This window comes from Mesorhizobium sp. M0659 (assembly GCF_040320605.1).
In the GTDB taxonomy this organism is placed as follows: domain Bacteria; phylum Pseudomonadota; class Alphaproteobacteria; order Rhizobiales; family Rhizobiaceae; genus Mesorhizobium.
Map to the genome: position 1 here is coordinate 1 of NZ_JAMYPY010000036.1, position 22,845 is coordinate 22,845.

The 22,845-nt window shown below is 58.2% G+C and carries 22 protein-coding genes; 5 read left to right on the forward strand and 17 right to left on the reverse strand.

All coding sequences use genetic code 11. The features are described from left to right. Positions 1-617: 617 nt before the first annotated feature. Together NKI31_RS30095 and NKI31_RS30100 are read right to left on the reverse strand one after the other, a co-directional pair. Entirely contained in the window at positions 618-959 is a 342-nt protein-coding gene (locus tag NKI31_RS30095) for a hypothetical protein (protein ID WP_352653278.1), read from the reverse strand. Between the two features lie 458 nt (positions 960-1,417). Next, the gene (locus NKI31_RS30100) at positions 1,418-2,014 is read right to left on the reverse strand and encodes a YqcI/YcgG family protein (protein WP_352653279.1); all 597 of its coding nucleotides are present in this window, start codon (positions 2,012-2,014) and stop codon (positions 1,418-1,420) included. A 577-nt stretch (positions 2,015-2,591) separates the two neighbouring features. Here NKI31_RS30100 and NKI31_RS30105 point away from each other — a divergent pair. The 4 genes from NKI31_RS30105 to NKI31_RS30120 are packed head-to-tail and all read left to right on the forward strand — an operon-like array spanning position 2,592 to position 5,762. Beyond that, on the forward strand, positions 2,592-2,822 hold the full coding sequence (locus NKI31_RS30105; RefSeq protein WP_352653280.1) for a hypothetical protein: 231 nt from the start codon (positions 2,592-2,594) through the stop codon (positions 2,820-2,822). Positions 2,823-2,870: 48 nt separating this feature from the next. Then, positions 2,871-3,842, forward strand: a complete 972-nt coding sequence (locus tag NKI31_RS30110; RefSeq protein WP_352653281.1) for a tyrosine-type recombinase/integrase — start codon at positions 2,871-2,873, stop codon at positions 3,840-3,842. Beyond that, the gene (locus NKI31_RS30115) at positions 3,839-4,774 is read left to right on the forward strand and encodes a tyrosine-type recombinase/integrase (RefSeq protein ID WP_352653282.1); all 936 of its coding nucleotides are present in this window, start codon (positions 3,839-3,841) and stop codon (positions 4,772-4,774) included. Before NKI31_RS30110 ends, NKI31_RS30115 begins: the two co-directional genes overlap by 4 nt. Beyond that, positions 4,767-5,762 (forward strand): tyrosine-type recombinase/integrase, encoded by a 996-nt coding sequence (locus NKI31_RS30120; RefSeq protein WP_352653283.1) that lies wholly within the window; start codon positions 4,767-4,769, stop codon positions 5,760-5,762. Before NKI31_RS30115 ends, NKI31_RS30120 begins: the two co-directional genes overlap by 8 nt. Positions 5,763-6,009: 247 nt before the next feature. On the opposite strand, the gene NKI31_RS30125 is transcribed toward NKI31_RS30120, so the two are convergent. The 4 genes from NKI31_RS30125 to NKI31_RS30140 all read right to left on the reverse strand — a co-directional run bounded on the left by NKI31_RS30125 (position 6,010) and on the right by NKI31_RS30140 (position 10,139). Beyond that, the gene (locus tag NKI31_RS30125; RefSeq protein ID WP_352653284.1) at positions 6,010-7,239 is read right to left on the reverse strand and encodes an ATP-grasp domain-containing protein; all 1,230 of its coding nucleotides are present in this window, start codon (positions 7,237-7,239) and stop codon (positions 6,010-6,012) included. 75 nt (positions 7,240-7,314) lie between these two features. Next, positions 7,315-8,358 carry a PLP-dependent cysteine synthase family protein gene (locus tag NKI31_RS30130; protein WP_352653285.1) on the reverse strand — a complete coding sequence of 348 codons (1,044 nt, stop codon included), beginning with the start codon at positions 8,356-8,358 and terminating at the stop codon, positions 7,315-7,317. Continuing rightward, positions 8,345-9,715, reverse strand: coding sequence for a type III PLP-dependent enzyme domain-containing protein (locus NKI31_RS30135; RefSeq protein ID WP_352653286.1), 1,371 nt, complete (start codon positions 9,713-9,715; stop codon positions 8,345-8,347). Before NKI31_RS30135 ends, NKI31_RS30130 begins: the two co-directional genes overlap by 14 nt. Positions 9,716-9,725: 10 nt before the next feature. After that, positions 9,726-10,139, reverse strand: coding sequence for a ParB N-terminal domain-containing protein (locus tag NKI31_RS30140; protein ID WP_352653287.1), 414 nt, complete (start codon positions 10,137-10,139; stop codon positions 9,726-9,728). Positions 10,140-10,793: 654 nt separating this feature from the next. Between NKI31_RS30140 and NKI31_RS30145 the strand changes: the two genes are divergently transcribed. Beyond that, positions 10,794-11,078 (forward strand): transposase, encoded by a 285-nt coding sequence (locus NKI31_RS30145; protein ID WP_352653288.1) that lies wholly within the window; start codon positions 10,794-10,796, stop codon positions 11,076-11,078. A 71-nt stretch (positions 11,079-11,149) separates the two neighbouring features. On the opposite strand, the gene speB is transcribed toward NKI31_RS30145, so the two are convergent. The 11 genes from speB to NKI31_RS30200 all read right to left on the reverse strand — a co-directional run bounded on the left by speB (position 11,150) and on the right by NKI31_RS30200 (position 22,840). Then, the gene (gene speB / locus NKI31_RS30150) at positions 11,150-12,211 is read right to left on the reverse strand and encodes an agmatinase (protein WP_352653289.1); all 1,062 of its coding nucleotides are present in this window, start codon (positions 12,209-12,211) and stop codon (positions 11,150-11,152) included. 83 nt (positions 12,212-12,294) lie between these two features. Beyond that, positions 12,295-12,753 carry a c-type cytochrome gene (locus NKI31_RS30155; RefSeq protein ID WP_352653290.1) on the reverse strand — a complete coding sequence of 153 codons (459 nt, stop codon included), beginning with the start codon at positions 12,751-12,753 and terminating at the stop codon, positions 12,295-12,297. Positions 12,754-12,759: 6 nt separating this feature from the next. Further along, positions 12,760-13,293 carry a methylamine dehydrogenase light chain gene (locus tag NKI31_RS30160; protein ID WP_352653291.1) on the reverse strand — a complete coding sequence of 178 codons (534 nt, stop codon included), beginning with the start codon at positions 13,291-13,293 and terminating at the stop codon, positions 12,760-12,762. 25 nt (positions 13,294-13,318) lie between these two features. Beyond that, on the reverse strand, positions 13,319-13,918 hold the full coding sequence (locus NKI31_RS30165; protein ID WP_352653292.1) for a thioredoxin domain-containing protein: 600 nt from the start codon (positions 13,916-13,918) through the stop codon (positions 13,319-13,321). After that, positions 13,915-14,478, reverse strand: a complete 564-nt coding sequence (locus NKI31_RS30170) for a MauE/DoxX family redox-associated membrane protein (protein ID WP_352653304.1) — start codon at positions 14,476-14,478, stop codon at positions 13,915-13,917. The genes NKI31_RS30165 and NKI31_RS30170 overlap by 4 nt, the downstream gene beginning before the upstream one ends. A 5-nt stretch (positions 14,479-14,483) precedes the next feature. Next, positions 14,484-15,728 (reverse strand): amine dehydrogenase large subunit, encoded by a 1,245-nt coding sequence (locus tag NKI31_RS30175; RefSeq protein ID WP_352653293.1) that lies wholly within the window; start codon positions 15,726-15,728, stop codon positions 14,484-14,486. Positions 15,729-16,156: 428 nt separating this feature from the next. Further along, positions 16,157-17,959 (reverse strand): ABC transporter ATP-binding protein, encoded by a 1,803-nt coding sequence (locus NKI31_RS30180; protein ID WP_352653294.1) that lies wholly within the window; start codon positions 17,957-17,959, stop codon positions 16,157-16,159. A gap of 1,005 nt (positions 17,960-18,964) precedes the next feature. Next, the gene (locus tag NKI31_RS30185) at positions 18,965-19,885 is read right to left on the reverse strand and encodes a LysR family transcriptional regulator (protein WP_352653295.1); all 921 of its coding nucleotides are present in this window, start codon (positions 19,883-19,885) and stop codon (positions 18,965-18,967) included. 162 nt (positions 19,886-20,047) lie between these two features. Then, on the reverse strand, positions 20,048-21,448 hold the full coding sequence (locus NKI31_RS30190; protein ID WP_352653296.1) for an FAD/NAD(P)-dependent oxidoreductase: 1,401 nt from the start codon (positions 21,446-21,448) through the stop codon (positions 20,048-20,050). Next, positions 21,435-21,734, reverse strand: coding sequence for a (2Fe-2S)-binding protein (locus NKI31_RS30195; protein WP_292493411.1), 300 nt, complete (start codon positions 21,732-21,734; stop codon positions 21,435-21,437). The genes NKI31_RS30190 and NKI31_RS30195 overlap by 14 nt, the downstream gene beginning before the upstream one ends. After that, the gene (locus NKI31_RS30200) at positions 21,731-22,840 is read right to left on the reverse strand and encodes an NAD(P)/FAD-dependent oxidoreductase (protein WP_352653297.1); all 1,110 of its coding nucleotides are present in this window, start codon (positions 22,838-22,840) and stop codon (positions 21,731-21,733) included. The genes NKI31_RS30195 and NKI31_RS30200 overlap by 4 nt, the downstream gene beginning before the upstream one ends. Positions 22,841-22,845 lie beyond the last annotated feature (5 nt).

Sequence of the window (22,845 nt, forward strand, 5' to 3'; positions counted from 1 at the left end):
GGACGACCTGCGCGAGCACAAGAAGCTCGCTCTGCGCCAAGCCGCATGACCAGCATCATGGCTGCCCCATTTTGCAGAACTTGACGCACACAACCGAGAACCTTCGGGCCGGGCGCCTGGATACCCGCCAATCAACGTGTAAGGGAGGGGAAAGGAAGGCGAGGGGGTTTTCCTCGCGCCGCCCGCCGCATTGGGCATCCGGCATCTGGGACAAGAGAGCAAGGGCCAGCACTTAGCTGTCGTGACCGCAGGATCGCCTCGGCCAGGTGGCCCAAGCCTGCATCGCTGAGAGCGCCATTCGCGAACCTCGAGATTGGCGACCAGGAGCCGTTGCATCAGGTAATTACGAGAACCACTTGTGCGCGAACCGCAGCATAGTGGTGTCTACGCAGGAAACGCTTTATCACTGCGCGCGGGCGCGCGAAACCCGACCTTCGGACGATCGGCACATTGGCGGCGTCCTGGGCGTCTCGGTATGGGCCTTTTGGGAATTCGGGACGCCGCCGTGCGCAAGCGTTGAATCATTTGAGGCTACCGTATCAGGAGATCGCAGACCTGACGGAACAGGAGGATCGTCTGTGCGCGTGATTGAGCAGATCCTGGCATGGTAGGGCCTGTTAAAGTTTGAAGCGGCCAAGACGCTGATCGTTGACGCGATACTGCCAAACCAGGTTCGGATCCTTAGGGTTGACGCCGGACGTCGACCAGGCGGAGCGCTCGAATTTTGCAGCGTCATGCAAAGGAAGATCGTCATCATAGCGCGACGGCTGTAGCGACGAGCGAAGACGATAACGTCCGATACTGCGAGTTAGAAATTCGATGACACAGACGGCGGCGAGGGACAGGATCAAGAAAGCAGTGGAAAAGCTGAGCAGGCGAAGGCCGGCTTCCTGATCGGGCAGGGCGAAGGAAGCGAGCACGCCGCCGGCGAAAATTGCGAACGCGAACCTCATGAGCATGACACAGAGCCTCCTATTTCGATGTAGACTGGGGGCATGGTACCGCCTTTGGCGGTACCGGCTGCAGAGTGCGGCGTATTACCCGGCGCCTTTTCCAGTTCGAACAGGAGATAGAGATTGGATCCTCGCCGACCCGCGGGGGCCAAGCCTTGCGGCCCGTTTTGAGCGTAATCGGCAATGCGAATCGTGGACTGCGCAGCCGCCTAACATCGTTCCAAAGCCGGGAAATCCTCCACGTCTTGAAACCGGGGCGTCGAGGTTTCGCTTCTGGTCGATCTGAACCAGGTCATTCGAAATGGTATGGGGCAACGATTGCAGGGCCTGCCTGCCGCAGGGGCAGAGAACAGGGTTGTCCCTCCGGATGAGGCGTTACACGACAAATTCATAAGTCGATGACCACGCCATCCAAACTCGATCATTTAATTATTTATTTTCAACAGGGCATTCAGATCGACATGCTATCGTGCTCTGGAACGAATCGTCCAAGTATGATGCGCAGGATCCTTGGATACGTTCGCAGGCCAAGTTCCGTCATCCTCATCCAGTAGAAACTGCATCGCTTCTATGAATACCTTCTTGAAATGATCTGTGGCTATAAGAGTGGTTATTGGCTCAAAAAGCACTAGTAGTGGGCAATGGTGGTTGAGGTCGACGGAGCGAATATTAGTGTGTGCGATGTAGGTGCGTAGCCCAGAAGCCAAAACACCAAGGTCATATTGTGAAGTCTCGAATTTGTATGGAATGAGGAGGAAGCGTAAATTGCCTCGTTTGACCGCGTTCTGCCCGAAAATACAGGGAAACCTAGGGCGGGTTTCTGTCTCGGCTTCGAACTTCGACAGAACGTGCGAAATCGCTGCGTGGCCCCACCAGAATTCAGCCGTGAGGTTAGCAAGTTCTCCTTGGTTGATCAGCATGTCTTTCTCCCAATTCGATTTGGCAATCCGTTGTTGGAGTTCGTTGCGCAGACGGATTTGTGCAATGCGGCGTGCATGTATCCGATTGCCCGCGAGCCGTGCTATCGCCGTCACCGCCTTCGCGCCGAGAGCTGCGCCCACACGGTGGCTGTCTCTCCGCGCGGCTCAATCCGGCAAAACGACAAATCAAAGCCGGGGCCTGAAAACACCTGCTAGTTGAGAGATGCCGGATGTGCCGCTGTAATGCGCAATATCTTCCGTCGGCTCGGAAAGCTCAGTTTTCGCGGGTAGACCGCATGTTGGGCGGGCCTGGTCATGGTTGATGTCTCCTCATTCCTTGCCTCAACGCGTTGGGGATAGCCCTGCATGCATCGTACCAAACCAGAATATCGTGTCAAAACAACACGATCACTCATAGAACGCTGCGTCTCATGTCCTAACATCGTCGAGGATCCGACAATGAGTATGCGGAAGAACCCGATCAGGATGAGAGTTTCGCGGTAGGGACGCTCATTGCTGTGCGCCCCCGGCACAGATCCACGCGGGCGGCTTTCCCGCACGAAATGTGTTCGAGCACATTTGGTGCGTATGTGGCTTCGGTAGAGATGTGGCGTCGGCCGCCGCGGGCCAGAGGCGGCAGGCCGGTGAGGATGCCGAGCGCCACATCACAAACTGGATATAGGTGATCGGATTTCCCACCTCACTGGAGATCCGAGGCATGTTCGAGGACTTATTCGCCTACCCGAAGGTCGTAGCGCGTCACCATGACGGGCCCGAGGCCTCGAAGCGGCTGCGCTATCTCAAGCATCTCGCCGATCAGCGTGCGGCTCGTGAGACTTTGCTGCGCACAGCCCGCGAGCTGCTGGTCATTGCGGAGCGGCTGGACCTGTCCGGCGGCAGGTGCGTCAGGCAGGCCGAGATCGACGCGGCCGCTCAATCTTGGGCCTGATACCAGCACGCGCGAAACAGAGCCTGCGGTGAGAAGTGGTCACGGCGTTTGTTCCACGACGTCGCCGCAGCGTGGCTTTGCTTTCTTGGCCAGCTTGACGAACCGGCTCCCGACGAACCGAAGGCCCATTGTGAAAAGGTCGACGACTTCATCGCCTATCAACATGATGAGCGTGGCTTGTCGGCGAGCACCCTAGCCAACCAACGCTGGCAGGTAGAGACTTTCCTCGAACATTTAGGCGTCGAAAAATCTTCGATCGCCGACATCACCGTTGCAGACGTAGACGCTTTCCTCGACGTAAAGGGTCGCGACGGGTGGTCTCGGGTGTCGGTAGCGACGAGCGCGCACGCCCTGCGGGCGTTCTTCCGCCATGCTCAGCGTCGACAATGGTGTTGCCCCGGAATCGCCGCAGCGATCGACGCGCCGCGACTGTTCAGGGAAGAAGCTTTGCCGATGGGCCCGGCATGGCCCGATGTCCAGCGGCTCCTTGAGAGCACGAGGGACAGGACCGCGCGTGACGTCCGTGACCACGCGATTCTAAAGCTGCTCGCGATCTACGGACTGCGAAGCGGCGAAGTCCGCGGTCTTTGTCTCGAAGACATCGATTGGACGAGAGAGGTCATCAAGGTGACCCGGTCCAAGCAGCGCAAGACGCAATACTACCCCCTGTTGACCTCCGTCGGCGACGCTGTTGTGAGTTACCTTCAACTGGCGCGCCCCCGCTGCCGTCGCCATGAGGTCTTCCTCACCCTCAAGGCCCCGTTCCGGCCGCTGTCGGCGGGCGCCGTGTACTATGTGGTTGCAAGCCGACTGAGCGCCCTAGGCGTTCAGTCGATGCATTTTGGCCCTCATGGACTTCGCCACGCGTGCGCCACCCACCTTGTCGCGCAAGGTCTGAGCCTGAAGGAGATCGGGGACCATCTCGGCCATCGCAGCGCCTTTGCGACCCGCACCTACGCCAGGGTCGACCTTGCCGGACTGCGCGAGGTCGGGGCGTTCGATCTGGGAGGACTGGCATGATCCTTTCAGAAATTATCGCCAGCTTTGTCGATCACCGGCAAGCAATCGGAATGCGCTTCCGCACGGAGGTGCGCACGCTCAAGTCGTTCTGTCGCTTCGTCGGCGACAGACCTCTGCCGGAGGTGACGGCCGACCGAGTGTTGGCCTTTCTGGCGGGACGCGGCCCGGTGACCCGTTTCTGGGAACGAAAGCATTCTGTTCTGGCGGGGTTCTATCGGTTCGCGATGGCCCGGGGGCATACAAACATATGGCCGTTGCCACGCGCAGTCCCCAAGCCGACGGAAGCCTTCGTTCCCTATATTTACTCCCGAGAGGAGATCGGTCGTTTACTCGACGCCGTCGTCCTGATCGACCATCCGCGCTGTCCTATTGATCCGGACACATACCGAACGCTCCTGCTTCTCCTTTACGGCGCGGGGCTTCGCCTTGGCGAGGCACTGTCCCTCACATTAGCCGACGTCGACCTCGAGGAAGGGGTCCTGTGCGTCCGCGAGAGCAAGTTTTACAAGACCAGACTGGCTCCGATCGGCCACGACCTCGTGCGCATCTTATCCCGGCACGCTTCTCGCCGCCGCGACGGCCAGTCTGCAGAATCCCTCTGGTTCCTCACGCGCCAGGGCGCCCCTGTGACCCTGCAACACGCTGAGAGGGTGTTCTGCCGATTACGCGTCAAAGCGAGTGTCGTGTGCGCCGGCGCCGGGCCGCGACGTCAGCCTCGCTTGCATGACCTTCGTCACAGTTTTGCAGTTCATCGCCTCCTCTCCTGGTATCGCCAAGGCGCCGACGTCCAACGGCTTCTGCCCAAGCTCTCCACCTACCTTGGCCACGTCAACATCTCGGGCACGCAGCGATACCTAACCCTAACCCCGGATCTTCTGCGTGAGGCCAGCGCACGCTTTGAGCATTACGCCATGGAGATGCCCAATGCGTGACGAGGCGCTCCTTGGCCCCTGGATCCGGCGGTTCCTACTCGAACACGTGGTTGCCGAACGCAATCTCGCCCGCAACACCCAGCAGGGTTACCGCGACGGCTTATGTCAGCTTCTCCCGTTCGTTGCGAAGCGGGTCGGCAAGTCTATTGATCGCCTGAATGTCGTCGATCTATCGGCCGAGCTAATCCGCGCCTTCTTGACCGATATCGAAGTGACGCGTCGATGTTCGATCGCCACCCGCAATCAACGTCTTGCCGCCGTTCGGGCATTCGCTGGCTTTGTCGGCGAGCATAGCCCCGTCCACATCGAATGGTCGGGCCAGATCCGTTCGATCCCGTTCAAGAAGACCGATCAGGCGGTCGTTCCTTACCTCGAAAAGGCGGAGATCGACGCCTTGCTCGCCGCTCCAGATCGGCGGACGGAGCAGGGTCGGCGCGACTACGCCCTGCTGCTGTTCCTCTACAACACTGGTGCGAGAGCGTCAGAGGCGGTCGGCGTCAAGGTGACGGACCTGGACCTGAACGCCCCCAGCGTCAAAATCCATGGCAAGGGTGGCAAGCAGAGATATTGCCCATTGTGGACCGCCACCGTCATCGAGTTACGGGCACTCGTCGCTGACAGAGCACCTTCTCGATCCGTCTTCCTCAATCGCTGCGGCCAACCCATCACTCGCTTCGGGATCCATACCGCCGTCGAGCGTTATGGCCTCAAGGTCGTCGCCAAAATGCCGTCGTTGGCGACAAAGCGCGTAAGCCCTCACTCCATCCGCCACACCACGGCGACCCATCTCCTGCGCGCCGGCGTCGACATCAACACAGTCCGCGGATGGCTCGGGCACGTCTCGCTGGACACCACGAACGTCTATGCAGAGGTCGACTTCGAGACCAAGGCTAAGGCGCTCGAAAAATGCGAGGCGCCGAGTCTCGGCAAGATCCCAAAACGATGGCGTGATCAACCGGCGCTGATGGACTTCCTTCGGTCCCTGTAACCCGCTTTGTTATGTGGCGCTCGGCATCCTCACCGGCCTGCCGCCTCTGGCCCGCGGCGGCCGACGCCACATCTCTACCGAAGCCACATTACGCACGAAATGTGCTCGAACACATTTCGTGCGGTAGTGCCGCATGTACGGATCTGGCCGGGGGGCGATGGGCAACCATCGTCCCTACCGGGACCCTAGCGGAAGCTCCTCGCCATTCCATCAATCAAAATGAGGAGGTGTGCCCGCTGGCATTCTTCTATTCGTCACGGGTCGGAAATGGTGTGATCGACCAATCGATTAAGTCGACAGCACGCTGAAGTATCGCCTCGGTCTGAGCAACGCTTGGGGAAGCAGCTATAACGTGTCCGATCCAGTCTCGGTCATCGCCTTTCCTGACGACCGGCGTCTTGGGTTCAACATACAGTTTGACTTCGGCGATACCTGGTACAGCAGCTGCTTGACTGCCGCCGTCGATCCACTCAAGGGTGCCATCGCGATCAGGAACCAGGGACCGGGCAGCCGCAGTGTGCGAATGCCTTCTGCGCAAATTCCATTCATTGCCGATGACAAGCTTGATGTGCTCGGTGACGAGATCGACACCATAGGCCAGATGAACCAATTGAGGATCGGGCGTGCCAGCAAGACGCGGATTGACTTCAATGACGATCGGGCCAAGCTTTGTCCACCGGAGTTCTATGTTCGTTGGCCCCCAATCAAGGCCGAGAGCTCGCAAACAACTCAGCGAAACATCGACGATACGCTCATGTTCGTCATCAGTTAGCGGGGCTGGAAAGGTGAACCCACGATAGACGAAATGCGGTAGGGGGTCGAAGTCAGCGGCGGCAATCCCAATGACCTCATTTCCCATCATATGGGCGGTATATTGAGGGCCCTGTGCAAATTCTTCGACTAGTATCCTCGGCAGAGACCGCCATATGTGCTTTCCACTCAACAGAAAGGCCGTGTGTCCGGCTAGCTCATCGACGTTGCGGCACAATCGGACACCGCTACTGCCTCTGCCTACGGTTGGCTTGAGAATCACCGGCAGGCCGATCTCCGCGGCAGCGCTTTCTACGTCCGTCGCATTTGCTGCCACCCGATAAGCAGGTATTGGAACGCCGGCGCCCGCGAGGAGTTCACGTTGAATGAATTTATCGCAGCATCGTTCAATGGATGCGGGGTTCGGTCCCGGCAGATTGAAATGCCGGCAGAGCTTTCCAGCTGTCGCGTAGAATGGTTCCCAGGGGCTCGTAATGCCAGCAATGTCATAGGTCGCAAGCAGCCGGCAACATTCGCGGATCAGCGCGTCCAGATTGTCTGTGTCGAGACGGATTGCCTCATTCCTTTCCGCCGCGAGATACTCGTACCGAGTTGGATCAGCCGACAGGGTAATTGGATGAAGGCCAAGACGCTGGGCCGCCTGGACGAACAACAGACCATTACCCGTTGAATCGCCTTCAATCAGAATGAGTGCTCTTTTTGCCATTGGTTAATAACCCCGACGGTGCGTGCTATGTGGCGGTTTTCGAGGACATCAGCATCAGCTTGTTCAGCCGTGCCCTCACCTCAGGCTCTTGGTAGGCGTACCATTGTCCTCAGCGGGCGCCTGCGGCACAGCCGGTGCACTCGCGAAAAGCTCGGCAAATTCCGCCTCAACGTCAATTAAGTGAATATCGTGAGTCGACAGCCAGTCCTGATTGAAGATTGTGTCCAGGTACTTTGTGCCGCTGTCGCAAGCTAGGGTCACGATGCGCGATCCAACCGGCGCTTCACGGGCCACGCTGAGCGCCTCGTAGATCGCCCCGCCAGTCGAGCCGCCGACAAGCAATCCGTGCCGCTGTGCCAAGTAGTGGCAAATCGAAAAGGCATTGTCGTCGCATACTTTCCGACCCCAATCTATCGCGTCGTAGTCGATCACCATGCCCACATTTGCCCCTTCGGGCGTACCAGTGCCCGATTGACGGTAGCACCCGCCCTGACCGCCAAAGATGATACTTCCGACAGGTTCCACGCCAATCACTTGAACCCCGGGTATATGCAGCCGCAGTTGACGCGCGGTGCCGCAAAGCGATCCACCGGTACCGATGGCCGATACAAAATGCGTAATTCTCGGGCCGAGATCCTCCAGCAATTCAGCCGCTAGTCTTATGTAGCCGGCGGCGTTGGCCGGGTTGTTGTGCTGCTCGGTCCAGTTAGCACCCTCTTCGACGGCAATCCGCCTGGCCTCCTCGTCACGCTGGTCGGTGGCTAGGGCGCCATCGCCACTGCCAACGACTCGGACGTTGCTGCCGAATGCACGAACAGTAAGGATCTTATCGAGGCTTGCATGAGAGTCCATAAGGGCAGTGAATTCGAGTCTGCGTACGGCAGAGATCATAGCCAGCGCACTGGCCGTATTCCCTGACGAGGATTCGACAATACTGGCAGCAGCTTCATCTAGCGCGATAGGCAGACTGTTGACCATGCTCAATGCCATCCGGTCCTTCATTGAGCCCGTAGGATTGAACATTTCTAATTTTATATACAGGCCGACCTCACCGCGCCGCAAAGGAATGTGCAGCACGGGCGTGCATCCAATAGTCTCGAGAATGCTATTGACGATCATTAGGGGCAATCGCCTCTTTGTTGAGGGTTTCGTCGGCTAAGATCTTCCACCCGCTAGGACATCGGACCGCGGCTAACTTTTTGGGTAAGGGAATTTGGTGGAACGAACTCTCATTCGAATCCATTTGGTACCCGGCGGTATTGGCGAAGACCACAAGATCACCCGGGGTGATGCCGCCCTCGATTGCCAGGCCGCGCCAGCGGATGACATCGGATTCAAGACAGCTGCGCCCGACCAGAAAATAGCTTGCATCGTGTCGCAGCACCTCGCGTTTTTCTCGCCACACGACCAACGGAGATGGCACGAAATCAGCGCCAAACCAGGTTTCGGAAAGTGAAAACGACATACCATCAAGGACTACCCCGAATCGACGGTCTCCAAGGTCCTTGACGTCGATCACATCGAAGGCGCTGATCCCACACTGATCTAGAAGGGAGCGACCAGGCTGCAGTAGGATTGGCAGCCGGTGACGGTGGAGGAAGTCGCGATCTCCCGGGTCGGCTAGAGCGATCTGAATCACTGCAGCCGCGTGCTGGGCTCCAGCAAGCTCCGGAACGTAAGGATAGTTGCCGGGTTTTGCTACGTTGCCCCAGTGGACGCCACGACGGTATGCAACCGGATCGAACCTCTGAAGGTAGCGCATGGGATATCCACCACCGATGTCGATTCCGCCGGGCGTCAGGCATTTAGCGCAGAGACGCCGTAGGAAGGCGATGCAGAAGCGCAATTGTTCTGCGCGCGTCTGAACCTGGTAGTCGTTGATATGGAATGACACGCCAACCCGCTCTACCTTTGTCTTTTCAAGCAGCGTCAGACACGCCACCAGCTGATCCTCGGTCATTCCAAAGCGCGAGCCGGGCTCAGTTATGGGACGAGCGCGAAGGAACAGACGGTCAATACCTCCCACGCCGTCCGCCAGCGCGAGAACGCGTTTGAGTTCTTCGATGCAGTCGATATGGATGGCCACTTTATGGCGTATGCAAAGATTGATTTCGTAATCGGACTTCGCCGGCCCCGTCATCGACATGCGCTCCACTGGAACTAGGTTCATGAAGGCCGAAGCCATCTCGTGGGCAGAAGAAACGTCGGCGCCAGCGCCAACCAGTGCGAATGCGCGCAGGAGCGAAGCTGACTTACAGGCCTTCAACGCGAACTGGACCTGACAGTCGCCATAGACGGTCCGCAATTCATTCAGCCATTGGAGGTAGTTTTTGGTGGCTTGGTCTGGATACACCACATGCAGCGGCGACCCGAAACCATCGACCCAAGCGGCCAGTTCGGATCGGCTATTGAGTAAATCGACCGTCCAATCGCTGAGTAGCGGCCCCGGTTCGTCAGAAAAGTATTTCTGGAACATTGATCGTTCCTCATCTCAGCTCGTCGAGTTCGATTGAGCAGTATGGCAGCGCAATCCGTAACTTGTGTTTTGTCGTCTTGAAGCCCATCAGGTCGCCGGATAGGCCGGCCTGGATGATACTTTCCATGTCAACCGGCCCGGGCCTGGACCAGTAGGTCACATGCAAGCTTGGATCATCATAGGAAAGCAAGACGCATGGAACAGACAAGAGACCGAGCTCGCCGGCACAGAAAAGGCGATGATGACCATCCATGATCACGGAATGGCGATGTTCAACAAAGATAGGCCGGGTCCACCGCCCCTTTTCGGTGATCATCTTTGCCAGTGTCCGAGCACGTTCAATGTTGATTTTCTCGGATGGTCGAATCTGGCTGACGGGCAGCTTGACGACGGTGTGGTTTGAGATGAGCTGTGCGGACGGCAAGGCTTTCTCCTCAGTCCGTGATTCGTTGCGGATCACCGTGCATGTGCCGTGCCAAAGGAAAAATCGTTTCCAAACAACATGATCGCTTTAAGGCTACATGCCGCATATCCAACAAGTCTGTCTGAAAGTCGCCATAGTACTGGAGCGGGGTTGAGCGGAAGGCGTCGGCATCGCTGATTTTATGGAGGGAAAAGGACGGCGGGGAGCGGCCCTATGATGCGTGTGGAGGTGTTCACATCAGTTGAGAGACGCTGGCGGTAGTCGGGCGAGGGGAAAGGAGCGTCTAGTTGCAGCGTTCTTTGAGCCCGGCGTGACGGCGTCGGAGGTCACGTGATCGGCGGGTATTCACGTCAGCCAGCTCTTTCCGATGCGCAAGGACCTGTGCGATCGGGCCAATGCCGGTCCTTCGCAAATTGGTCCCGGTAGAGATCGTTCATGCTGCTGCCATGCGAGTACGATGTGAATACAGGAGCGCTGCGGCGGGTTCTGGACGCGCTCGGGTCCCGATGATCCCGGTTTCCGGGAAAAAAGCCTAGAACGAGCGGTGTTCCCCAGATGGGAGGGCCAGTTGCTCGTAAGTATCTGTCCGGCGGGGCGCTGCCTTGGGTGATTAAAGGGATTCGTCGGAGTCTCCGACCTTAAGGTCGATGAAGATTGAGGTTTTGGGGGGCCGAACGGCGTCGGCACTGGCGGCATGAGGACAAGATCCGGATCGCAGAGGAAAGCTTCGAGCCCGGTGCTGTTGTTTACGACGTGGCACGGCAGCATGAAATTGCAAATAGCCTCTTGTTCGGTTGGGGACGACAAGCCGGGGTGCCGTTGAAGGTGCCCTGGCAGACGGCCAGGGGGAAGGCCGTGCGCCGTCAGCGGTGGTCAACTACGCGCTCGCGCGATCGACGACAGGAGCCCCGAGCCAGGCCGATGCCTAAAGCGGGATAGTCATTCTCCCTTTTTGAAACCGGCCACCCTGGCCATTCCGTTGTCATCGTTGTGGTTGATCCTATGGCTTCCTAGCCCGGCTTGTGGGCAATGGACGGGCTAAAAACCATCAGGCTCAGCATCTCGAACAGCACCTGAGCGCCGGCCTGAGCGGTATTGGTCGTGGCATCATATTGCGGAGCGACTTCGACCACATCGCCGCCGACAAGGTTGATGCCCTTGAGGCCGCGAATGAACTGCATCACTTCCCGGGTGGAGAGCCCACCCGCTTCAGGCGTCCCCGTACCGGGGGCAAAGGCGGGATCCAAGCTGTCAATGTCGAAAGAGAGATAAGCGGGGCCGTCGCCGACGATTTGCAGCGCCTTTTCGATGATCGCGGGAATGCCAATAGAGGGGATATCCTCGCCATGAATCACCGTCATGCCGGATTCGTAGGAAAATTCCCAAAAATATTCCGCCGCACCACGGATACCGATCTGGATGGCGCGCGTCGGATCTAGCACGCCGTCGAGCACCGCATTGCGAAAAGGGCCACCGTGATGGAACCTGGTCTGGCCGAAAGCACCGCCGGTGTCGCAATGAGCGTCGATGTGAATAAGTCCGACGGGACGTTCTCTGCCGACCGCCTTGAGGATCGGATGGGTGATAGAATGGTCGCCACCGACCGTGAGTGGTATCACGCTGGCCGCGACGATGTTGTCGAGATAGGCCTCAATGTCGGCGTGGCACTGCTCGAGCCGATAGCGGCTGGAAAAGAGGACGTCGCCAATGTCTGCGACGTGCAGATCAAACACCGGCGCGCAGTCGAGTACGTGATTGTAGGGGCCGATACGCTCGATAGCGCGTAACGCGCGCGGCCCGAAGCTGGCGCCGGTGCGGTTGGTGACGCCCAGATCCATCGGCACGCCGACGATCGCCACCTGGATGTCGCCGAACTCGGGATTGGAGGGGTCGATCGGGCGGTAGGGCGCGTCAAGGAAGGTGGGGATGCCGGCATAGGGCGCGCCGACGGAGCCAGGAACAGAGGAAATCTTGTTGGCGACACCGCGGAACTTCGGATCGAACGGCTCAACGCTATCGCCTTCTCCATATTTGTTATGAAGAGCCCTAAGACGTTCGCTATTCCATGCCATTTTGCCTACAATCTCCCTGGTTGGCGTGCCTCTTTTCGACAGCCGTGGGCCGGATCTGGGTCCCGCTTGATGCCGATTTGAACTCACTGCGCCGAATAAGACCCGATATCGATGCCTTGAGCTGCGAGGTCATCCGCGATGCGGCCGCGCAGGCGAGTGAGATCGTCCACGGGAATCTTTTCGAGACGCCTGATTTCATCGCCGGTCAGCGGCGGGCCAATCTCACTGATCGAGCGATCACCCCAATGATCGAGCGCCCAGTTCAGTAGCTGGGCGATCTGACTGTCCGAAAGGCCGGAGTTCTTGACGCCCGGCACATTGGCGAGAAACAGTCGCCCATCAGGATGCAGGAGCAATTTGTTGATGCCCGCGAGCCCGGGCACACGGCCAGTCTTCGAGCCACTGCCGTCGATGCCGTGACAGCCAGAGCAACGCAGCAGGTAGAGGGTCCGCGGGGAATCGCTGCCGGCATATGCGTGCCCCATCAAGCTCAATAGTCCCGCACTTACCATGCCGGTCAGGAGGGTTGGCCAGATACCCATGCGTGATCAGCCGGCCGCTGACACGCCGATCACGGCAGCGACGGTACAATGATAACTGCCCCGGTCATTGGCCATGCACCAGTTGATGTCGTTATGGACGCCCATCCGGTATCCTGGTCGCTCGCCGACATTGTAGTTGCAAGGACAGCGACCGCATGACGTCACGCCGCAGCAGTCATTGTAACTGATGAGATAGGACTTGCCGTCCTGGGTGCTTTGGCAGGTGCCGACCCAAGTGACGGCTGAGGGTTCCGACCCCGGCGGGCACGACGAGACCGTACCACCGCAGCAGGTGCACAGGAATCCGTCAAGGGCGCAATAGCGCCAGTATTCGCACGCCATATCGTCTTTCACGCCTCGCGCGTGAGCGCGTCCGCCGCTTCGATCGAAGGGCAGCATGGGTAACGCGGTTCCGCCAACCAATGCTCCACCGAGGATCGACAGAAAGCTGCGCCGCCCAAGTCTTTGAGCGGAGCGCCGGCTTCCGGCTTCCGCGACATCGTCGAGAGCGGTAACGAATCTGGAAAATTTCTTTAACATCTCTGCCTCCAATGAATCTCGACGCTCATTCAACAGCCGCCCTGTCCAGGTAATGCTGGATCGACGGCGAACCGATTTCCTTCGCGATGAAAAGGCTCTCGAGCTGTTCGCGATTGTTCACCAACCCCTTCGCGCGCACCACGCGCGATCCGTCGATCAGCACGGCGAAGGGCAGCCGACTGACACGAAAAATCATACCGAAGTCACGAGACAGTACATAAGGGAAGTCTCCAAGGTCGCGCTCGCGGACGAAACGTTCGTGGATGTTGCGTTCGCCATCGCTGGCGAGCACCACGTCAAGCCAGCCGGCTTCCGCCGTTCGGGCCGATTTGAGGATGGGCAAAAGCCGCTTGCAGACCGGGCAGTCCGGCGACACGAAAAAGAAGAGCTGGCTTCGATCCCCGGCGACACCGACTGCAATCGACCGGCCGTCGAGCGTCGTCAGGTCCATCTTGGGAACTGGATCGCCGATGCCGGGGCCTGAGTCAGTGATGAGCGCCCCGATCGGAGCGACCCGCTCGAATAGGACACCCACCTGCCGGGCGAGCGCCAGAACGAGGATCAGCAAGGCGATCACCAGGAGCCCTAAAATCAAGACCGTGACAGCCAGCGCCTGAAGTGTCATGTCCGCCCCCTTCCATATCTGCGGCGGTAGGCGCCGACTGCCCGTACATGTGAGAAGGTCTGCAGCAGCCTCTCGAAAACAAGCAAAAGCAGCCAAGCCGCCCCGAGGACCGTTGGCATCAGCATTACATCGAATCCACCGAACGGCCGGACCACCACCGGCGCGGCGGCGACTCCAGCAAGGCCGGCAAGCGTGACGTTGCGGCCAACGAGTACCCAGGAGATGCTCTGACCGAGGCCGCCGCAGCCGCAATCGATACTTGTGCGCCCGCGTGCCAGGTTGATCGCCATCGCTGCGCCATAGCCCAATAAAAGGAACGCCGCCGCCAGCGTTCCGAAGCCTCTAAAGCCCGGCGTAAGCAGCGATGCCAGGGTGAGACTCTCGGCACCGGTCAGCGCAGCGGTGATAGGTCCGGCCAATCGCTCCGGCGCGATACGATATTCGATGACGGTTTGCCGCAACTTCCCGAAATCCGTAATTTTATGAAGAACAGCGCGCGCGAACACCAAAACGAGAAGTCCGATCGAAGTGACGACGGCTAGGGGATCGAGCTCGTGCATGGCGCTCAATCAGCCTCGACCTGTATGACGGTCTCACCTACCTTCTCGACATGTGTCTCAGTGAGCGCGAACCGCGCCGCGGGATCGGCGGTATACCGGATGACTGTCGCGTCGATCGGGTTGATTGCAAACAGGGTCGGTGTCTCCGCGGTGGAAACGGTCAGGGCAGTCGCTGTCTTGGTAGGTGAACGCGATAGCAGTGCCTTTTTTCGCACGTCGAAGGCCCAAATTTCCTCCGCCGGGTTCTTGTGGCTGCCCTCCGCACCGCCTGAATGCATCAGCGCAAAAAGCACTCCGGAACCGGAATGATAGGCGATCGGCTGGGCCCCGCCCGGGCGCCAGCTGCCTTCCACTCCTTCGTTGAGCGGGAATGTCTCAAGCAACTCCACGGTCTCGCCTTCCAAGTTGACCCTGTACACCGTGCCGCCGTAGGAGACGAACAGCCAACTCCGGCCGTCCCGCTCGGCGTGGCTGAACAATGCTTCCTCGTCGGCGTCGAAGAGCTTTGTGCTCGACTTGCGCTCGGCACTCCTGCCGTCCTGCGCCAGCGTGTAAGTGCCGAAGGTGCCGTCACCGCAAATCGTGGAAACGCGTAACGGATTTCCCGATGCCGGATAGGTGCCGTAGCAGCCGTCGTTCGAAACCTCGGCAGTGGCCGCCTTGGCATTCATGTCCACGACAGTGATGGAAGTTGCCGGCGTGGCGTTCTGGATAAAGACGAGGCGGTCATCGGCGGAACCCTGCATGAGCGGCCGATAGTTCGCAGCTTGCGCACGTGTCTTTGGAATCTCGATTTCTTCCTTGAGCGCAAGGCTCGAGGCATCATAGACCTCGAGGAGATCCAGGCGCTCTCCACGCGTCAGCTTCGAGTAATACGTGGTGGCGACGTAAATTTCATTTTCGCGGTGGGGAAGGTAAATCATCCCCTCAAAGCCGGTGCTGACAATCCCCAGAAATTTAAGATCGTCGGCGTTGAGAATATACAGGCGACCATCGACATTGTGGTTGGCCGCCATATCGGCGAGATAGACTTTCTTGGTGCCGGCGGGGATCGTTTCGACCGTAACTTCCTCCTGCTCCAGTTGTTGTGCGGGCGCTGCCAAAGTAGCGGTGACGATTGCGGCGACAACAGTAAAAAGGCCAGCCGCCGGCGCAGTGAAATTTGGCGCAGGGCTTTCGATCACCGGAAAGCCTTCAACGCTCCGTCTGAATATTCTTAGCAATCCGAAATCTCCTCGTTCGATCTTCATAATAATGGGCATCCAAAGCAGGGTTCGCCACATGCGAGAGATCGCGGCGCGGAAGCTGCGGCGGAAGCCGTGGCCTGAAATCAATCCGCACAGAACGGCTCCCACGTGTTCAAATTAGGTGAATCGCCATCGCGATCTCACCCACGACACATGAAGGTCGGTCCTCAGCTTCTGCCGCCTCGCAACGATGGAGCTCCAAAAACCGTGCCAATTGCGCAGAAAAGAGCCTCAGAACAACGCGCCCTGCATATATTCAATGACTTAACGAGAGTGCAGCAGGAGCTGGGCCGAACAGCCCTCGCTGTCGCGGACTCGACAAACTCGACAGTAGGTGTCGGTTGACCGTTGTTTTCCCAAGACGGCGGACAGGACTCCGCCGTCTTGGGAAATGGAAGCCGCCCCTCATTCGACCGCGGTCCGCATTGGCCTCAGATAGGGCCCTTCGTCAGCTCCAGCGCCTGTAGCTCGAACAGGCGGCGATAAATGCCACATTCGAGACGGACTAACGCCGCATGGGTACCTTCCTCGATGATGCGGCCGCGGTCGAAGACGAGCAGCCTGTCGAGAGCGCGTACCGTCGAGAGCCGGTGCGCGATGACCAGCGTGGTCCTGCCGACCATTAGCCGTTCCATTGCCTTCTGGATCAGCACCTCCGATTCCGAATCGAGGCTTGAGGTCGCCTCATCGAAGATCAGGATGGGTGCATTCGCGAGGAAGGCGCGCGCGATCGCCACCCGTTGGCGTTCCCCGCCGGAAAGTTTCACGCCGCGTTCGCCCACCAGCGTGCCATAGCCCTTCGGCAGGCGTGCGATAAACTCATGCGCGTTGGCGAGCCGTGCCGCTTCCTCGATCTCGGCCTGGCTCGCACTGGGCCGGCTGTAGGCGATGTTCTCGGCAAACGACCTATGAAACAGGATCGGTTCCTGATGCACGATCGCGATCTGCGAACGAAGCGACGCCTGGGTCACTTTGGAGATGTCCTGGCCGTCTATCAGGATCCGGCCGCCGTTCAGGTCGTAGAGCCTCTGGATGAGCTTCACGAATGTGGTCTTCCCGGACCCCGAGGGGCCGACCAATCCAACCCGCTCGCCGCCCTTGATCGACACCGAGAAATCGCTGTAGAGCCGCAGCCGATGGTTGCCGTAGTGGAAATGGACGTTCTCGAAATCAATACGGCCCTTCGTAATCCGGATCGGCTCGGCCCCCAGCCGCTGGGCAAGGCCGAGCGGCTGGCTCTGCATATCGACCAACTCCTCCATGTCATTGACCGAGCGCTGGATGTTGCGCACATGCATGCCGACATCGCGCAGATAGCCCTGCAGGACGAAGAAAGAGGTGAGCATGAAAGCGATATCGCCCGGGGTTGCCCGGCCGCGCGACCATAGATGCAGGGCATAGCCGATCACCGCCGCCCACAGCGCGAGCAGCGTGATGCCCTGGGTCGTGCCGTTGATCGCCTCGCGTGCCCAGGTCCGGCGCGTCCGGTGCCGCCACTTGGCGATGACCGTCGCGAGACGCTCGTCTTCCCGCACCTCGGCGCCGAAGCCTTTGACCACTGCGTTGCAGCTGATTGCGTCCGCTAGCACACCGCCGAGCCGGGTGTCCCAGCTATTGGCCAGCCCCGCCGCCGGGGCGACGTAGCCGAGCGACAACGTAATCGTCAGCGCGACATAGACGAGCAAGCCGCAAGCGATGATCAGGCCCATGCCCAGCCAGTTCCAGCCGAGCAACACGGTCGAACCGACGATCATGATGAGCGAAGGGAACAACACGACAAGGATCGTGTCGTTCAAAAGATCAAGCGCCCACATGCCGCGCGTGATCTTGCGCACCGTCGCGCCGGCGAAGCTGTTGCCGTGCCAGTCGGTCGGAAGGCGCTGAACGCGACGGAACGCCTCGCTCGATATGTCGGACATCATCTTCAAGGTCAAATCGACCATGCTAATGAAGGCGATTTGACGCATGACGAGGGCGCCGAGCGCAAGCGCAATCAGCATGGAGAAGGCTGCAAGGGCAGCATCCCAGGCCATCACTTCCACGGCAGCACCACTGGCAACAGCACTGACGAGACGGCCCGAATAGAGCGGCGTCAAGAGGTCAGCCAGCGTTGCGGCAAGCACCGCTGCCATGATGACTGCGAGCCGGGTCGCCTGCCGCATCCAATGGGGAGTGATGAAGGCGAACACGTTGCGAAAAGCGCCCCCGCGCAGATCGACACGGAAATGACTCATGGTTCTAGACCAGCGCTTCAAGACGCTCGTTCCCAACAAAGCTGAACATAGAAACTCGATGAGAGGGCGAAAACGTCTATCAGAATGCGATCTGACGCGGAATTGGCATGATACTTTCCTTCGCTTCGGTACGTCGATGGCTACGTCACCACGACATAAATATCGGTCGGCAGAACTACTGCCGCCTTACGATGAGGGAGCATCAAGAATCGCGCCAACTGCGCGAGAGGAAGCCTTGGAAAAATTTTCTAAATGTTGTTCAATGGCTTAAATGCGAGCGCAGCAGTAAGCGCAGGAAACGAGGCCGACCAGCACCGTGTCGCGGACTCGACCAACCCGACAGGAGGTATCGGTTGCCGGGGCGTTTTCCCAAGAATGGCGGACAGGATTCCTCCGCGGGGGACGCGAAACTCACGCCTCGTTCAACCGCGTTCCGCGCTTGTGCAATGTTGTGCTCCGAAAAATGTGGAAGAGAAAGCTTGGGTTGCAACAAGGCGGTGGAAGTCTGCGGAATCGTCTGCCTGAGGGGTTTCAAAATCGCTCACGTGGCAGCCCGTAACTCGCCGGGGGCCTGCTGTCGCCGGCGTCATTTCCTTCCTGGAGGTCAACACCCGCGACACAGTTGCCTGATATCCGATGGTTGTCGAATCTACAAGGCCAACCGGCCTGCCAGAAAAGGCTGGACCCCACCGCCACTCAAGTCTACGATCGTTCGCAAGGCGTCTTCATTTGCACAGGCTTCACTCGCGATACGGAGCCCGGTGCGCCCTTGGCTGCATATCCGCTTGCCCCGGCGGCGATTGTTCGCCGGAACATTCGTCCGGTCTTTAATAAAATAATCAGCACGGTCGGACAGCGCGGATGTTTGCGCTTCAGCCGCTCAGCGCCAATATCGGGGCTCGAACTGCCGGTTGCTCATCAAAGACGATTCGCGCGTCATGGCGCGGATCTACGTTCGACGGCCACCGGGAAGTTCCGTGTCGATGGGGTTAGATCCTGAGTTGGTCAGGAAATGGTATGAGGCTCAAACTCCGCCGGATATATCGTCCGCTTAACGGTGTCATTCAGGATCTTGATGTATTTATCCACGGCGCGTGATCGAATAGCGTGTTCAGACAGCACAATCGCAAACCCGAACTTAACATCCGGTTTGAATTCAACAGCCACCACGGTACTCTCTCGGAACAAGGATGCGGCGAGCGGGTCAACCAGACCGACACCCAGTCCCATTTCAACCATTTTGCAAATCGTATACCCGGAGGTCGTCTCGATCAGGTTGTCGATCTTTACGTTTGATTCAATCCCGGCCAGAATTAACGCCTTTCCGATTGTAAGGTCTTCCGAGATTCCGATATTCGTCTCGTTCTTCAGGTCTTCGAGCGAGATTCTACTTAGGCCGCTTTTGGGATGTCCCGCCGGCAGAACACACTTGCAGAAAGGTTCATACACACGTTCGAGAATAACACCCGGGTAATTAACTGGAAATGCAGCAATGCCGACATCGACTTGCCGACTGGAAACCAGATCTAGAATCCTAAGCGAGCTGCGTACTTCAAGTCTTATCTTCAGGTCCGGGTAAGCTTCGTTCATCCTCACAATTGACCTCGGCACCACTTCAAGTGATGCAGCGGGAAATGAAGCGATGCGGAGCCGGTCATGCTTGAGATTGGCGATGTCCTTTGCTGCGCCTTCAAGATATTGAATGCCCGAATAAGTCCGCTGCACATACTTGAAAAACGCCTCACCTTCGGGAGTAGGTACGATCCTTCCCGGAATTCGGTCGAAAAGATCAAATCCAATCGAACGTTCGAGATCCTTGATCAGGCGGCTTATACCAGGCTGGGAAACGTTCAAGAAATGAGCTGCGTCACTCACGCTCCCCGCAAGCATCACAGCGCGATATGCCTCAATTTGATTAAATTTCATCAACCGCTGCCGAGCGAGTGCCGACCAATTCTTGTCTAATACCACACGATTGGCGTAGGATGAAGTCGGTTAGAGCCCCCGAAAGCCTCGACTTCATCATGGAACCCCTTGTTTCGACGACTGGAACACAGCTTTTGAGAGCTTAACAATTCAAACGCTCCGTCAGGAAAACTCGATATCCGCTGCGAGGCCATTCGTTTCGACACGGGCGAGGGCTGCCAATGGTAAAGGCCGTATTGGAGAACGGATAGTGTAGTATCCCACCTCGCTCGGCGACTTTCCTGTAGCGTGGGCGAACAATTCGGTGACAGTGAGCCCGCAATTGCGTCCCTGACAAGGGCCCATGCCGCATCGTGTGAAAAATTTGGCCTGGTTTGGCCCTACACAGCCAGCGGCTGCCAAATCTGTGATCTCACCGGCGGTAATTTCCTCGCAGCGGCATATCACGGTACTTTCCCGCGTCGGCATTCGGAACTGTGATGGTGGTCGATACAGCGTATCAATAAATTTGCGTATCTCAGTATGGCGGCGGAATTTTCGCTGGATGGAATTCCTGGTCTTCGGATCGATAATCCGCTTCTTGTTTTCTGCGATGTGAAGGGCCGCCAAACGCGCGGAATATTCGGCTGCCTTTGCTCCCATTATGCATGCATTGTCGCCGACTGCGAATACGCCAGGCACGCTAGTCTCCCAATTACCGTCGATCAGAGGGTGAAAGCAGAGCTGTGAATCAGCCCATTTAATCTCGCAGCCTAAATGTCTGTACAGCTGTATGTTAGGTACGACGCCTTGGTGGAGAAGAATGCAATCGGCCTCGATAATTCCGGACTCGCTAGGAGTAGAATATTCGACTGCTTCCGAACGGTTTTCACCCAGAATTCGGATGTCTTCCACCTGAAGTATCCGGCGGATGCCATAGGCAGACATAGTTCGGATCATCCGAACACCGTCGAAGAGCTGGCTAAGGCCCGTAGACCCCAGCTTGATATAGCGAATAGCGCGCCAGTAGTTTCCGCGTGGGGTAGTGTCGAGCACAGCTCGGACGTCGGCCCCAGCCTGGGCCAACTGGCCCGCGACGAGATACAAGAGTGGGCCGCACCCCGCCAGTACGATACGTCCGGCAGGAATGGCCGAGCCGGATTTCATTGCTATTTGTGCAGCACCAGCGGTCATGACGCCTGGCAAGGTCCACCCGGGAACCGGAAAAGGTCGCTCAAGCGCACCCGTGGCAAGCATTATGGCTTCAGCTTCAACCACTACCACTTCGTCTTTATGCACGAAGTATACCATCTTCTCCGCCGAGATATGCCAGACCACCGCTTCTGCCCTAATATCAAGGCCCATGTGCTTGGCGGTTCTCAGCAATCTTTTGCCAGCTTTGTAATTTTTTCCCAGCACCGACCGCATATTGTCGTTCAGGTCCTCAAGATTGCGGTAAATCTGTCCGCCGGGCCGTTTCCCGTCGTCTAGGATCACGACAGATAGGCCTAGTTCGTGCGCCTCTAACGCGCCGGCCAATCCGGCAGGACCGGCGCCGATGACGACCAGATCATATTTTTTCACGGCAATTGTCCTGCGTTTCGATGACCATGCCATCACGAACTTCAGCTCTACAGGCCAGAACGTCAGCCACCCCGTTGACAATGATCCGGCATTCAAAGCAGGCGCCCATCATGCAATAGGGTAGACGCCGTTTTCCCGATACCGGATTGACATTGAAATGGTCGAGGCCGTTTTCCAGCAGCGCCAGTGCAAGCGTTTGGCCAACCCTGGCGGTCACCGGCACGCCGTTGACCTGGATGATTGTCCGCTCGGCGGCCTCTTCCTCAAATATAGGGCGGAAATTCATGATCTCTCCCTTGAAAAGTCCGGGAATCGAGCCTCCAAGTTTCCTTCTTCAATGGCCGACGCCAAGTCTTGCGCATGCACGGGAGCAAGTGTCACTCCGCTATGAACGTTAAATGCATAGGCATTGGGATAGGAGTTGGAGCGCAAGTAGAGCGGTATCCCATCCTTTGTGAATGTTCGCAGCCCGCCCCAGGCGCGCAAAAGCTGCGCATCGGCCAGATTCGGAAAACACGCTATGGCTTTCCTTGCGATGGCTGACATGACCTCCGGCGTGGTTCCGTCATCGAGTCCCACCTCTTCGCGAGAATCGCCGATAATGAAGGCGCCTTCCCTCATCTGCCTGATTGTGTGGGTTGGATAATGCAGCGATTTCGGCAGTTTGTTCGTAGCCAGAACCTGCCCCCTGACGGGTCGTATATCCATTGCGACGTCGACCATCGGTGCCAGCTGGTTGTTGCCAAGTCCTGCGGCCAGCACCAATTTGGCGCAGCTATATGTCGAGTTCCCGGCTGTTACCTGGAAGTCGGACCCTGCTGGCCGGATCTCCGTGACAGCGCTGGATGCACGGTATTCGCCACCAATTGCGCCAAATGCCGAATGTAGCGCCCGGAAGAACTTCAAGGGGTTCACCGCGCCGTCCAGACGGCCGTAACAGCCACCGACCACCGAATTTCCAAGACCGGGAATATGCTTGTCCAGTTCGCCGCGCTCCATCATCTCGTAGGCGGCAGCCACGGGAAGATCATTGTCGAATTGTTTTCTCATCAATTCCGCACGATCTTTCCATTCCGCCTCCGACATGCAGAGATAGAAGGCCCCGTCGCCCTCCAGGCCGACGTCTATTCCGCTCAATTCTTTTAACTGCGAACTAAAGGCCGGCCATATCTTTGCCGCTTTGCGCGAAAGCTGCGCATAGGGTCGGAAGGTGTGGCCCTTGGTCTGGACCCAAATGAGGCCGAAATTGCCTCGTGCAGCGCGATTGTCGTCATCGCAGCCATCAAGCACGAGCACATCAAGGCCACGTAGTCTCAGCCCAAGGGAAATGGAAATCCCCACCAGACCGCCACCGGCAACAATCACATCGAAAGTTTTTCTGGGCGAGTTCATAGAAG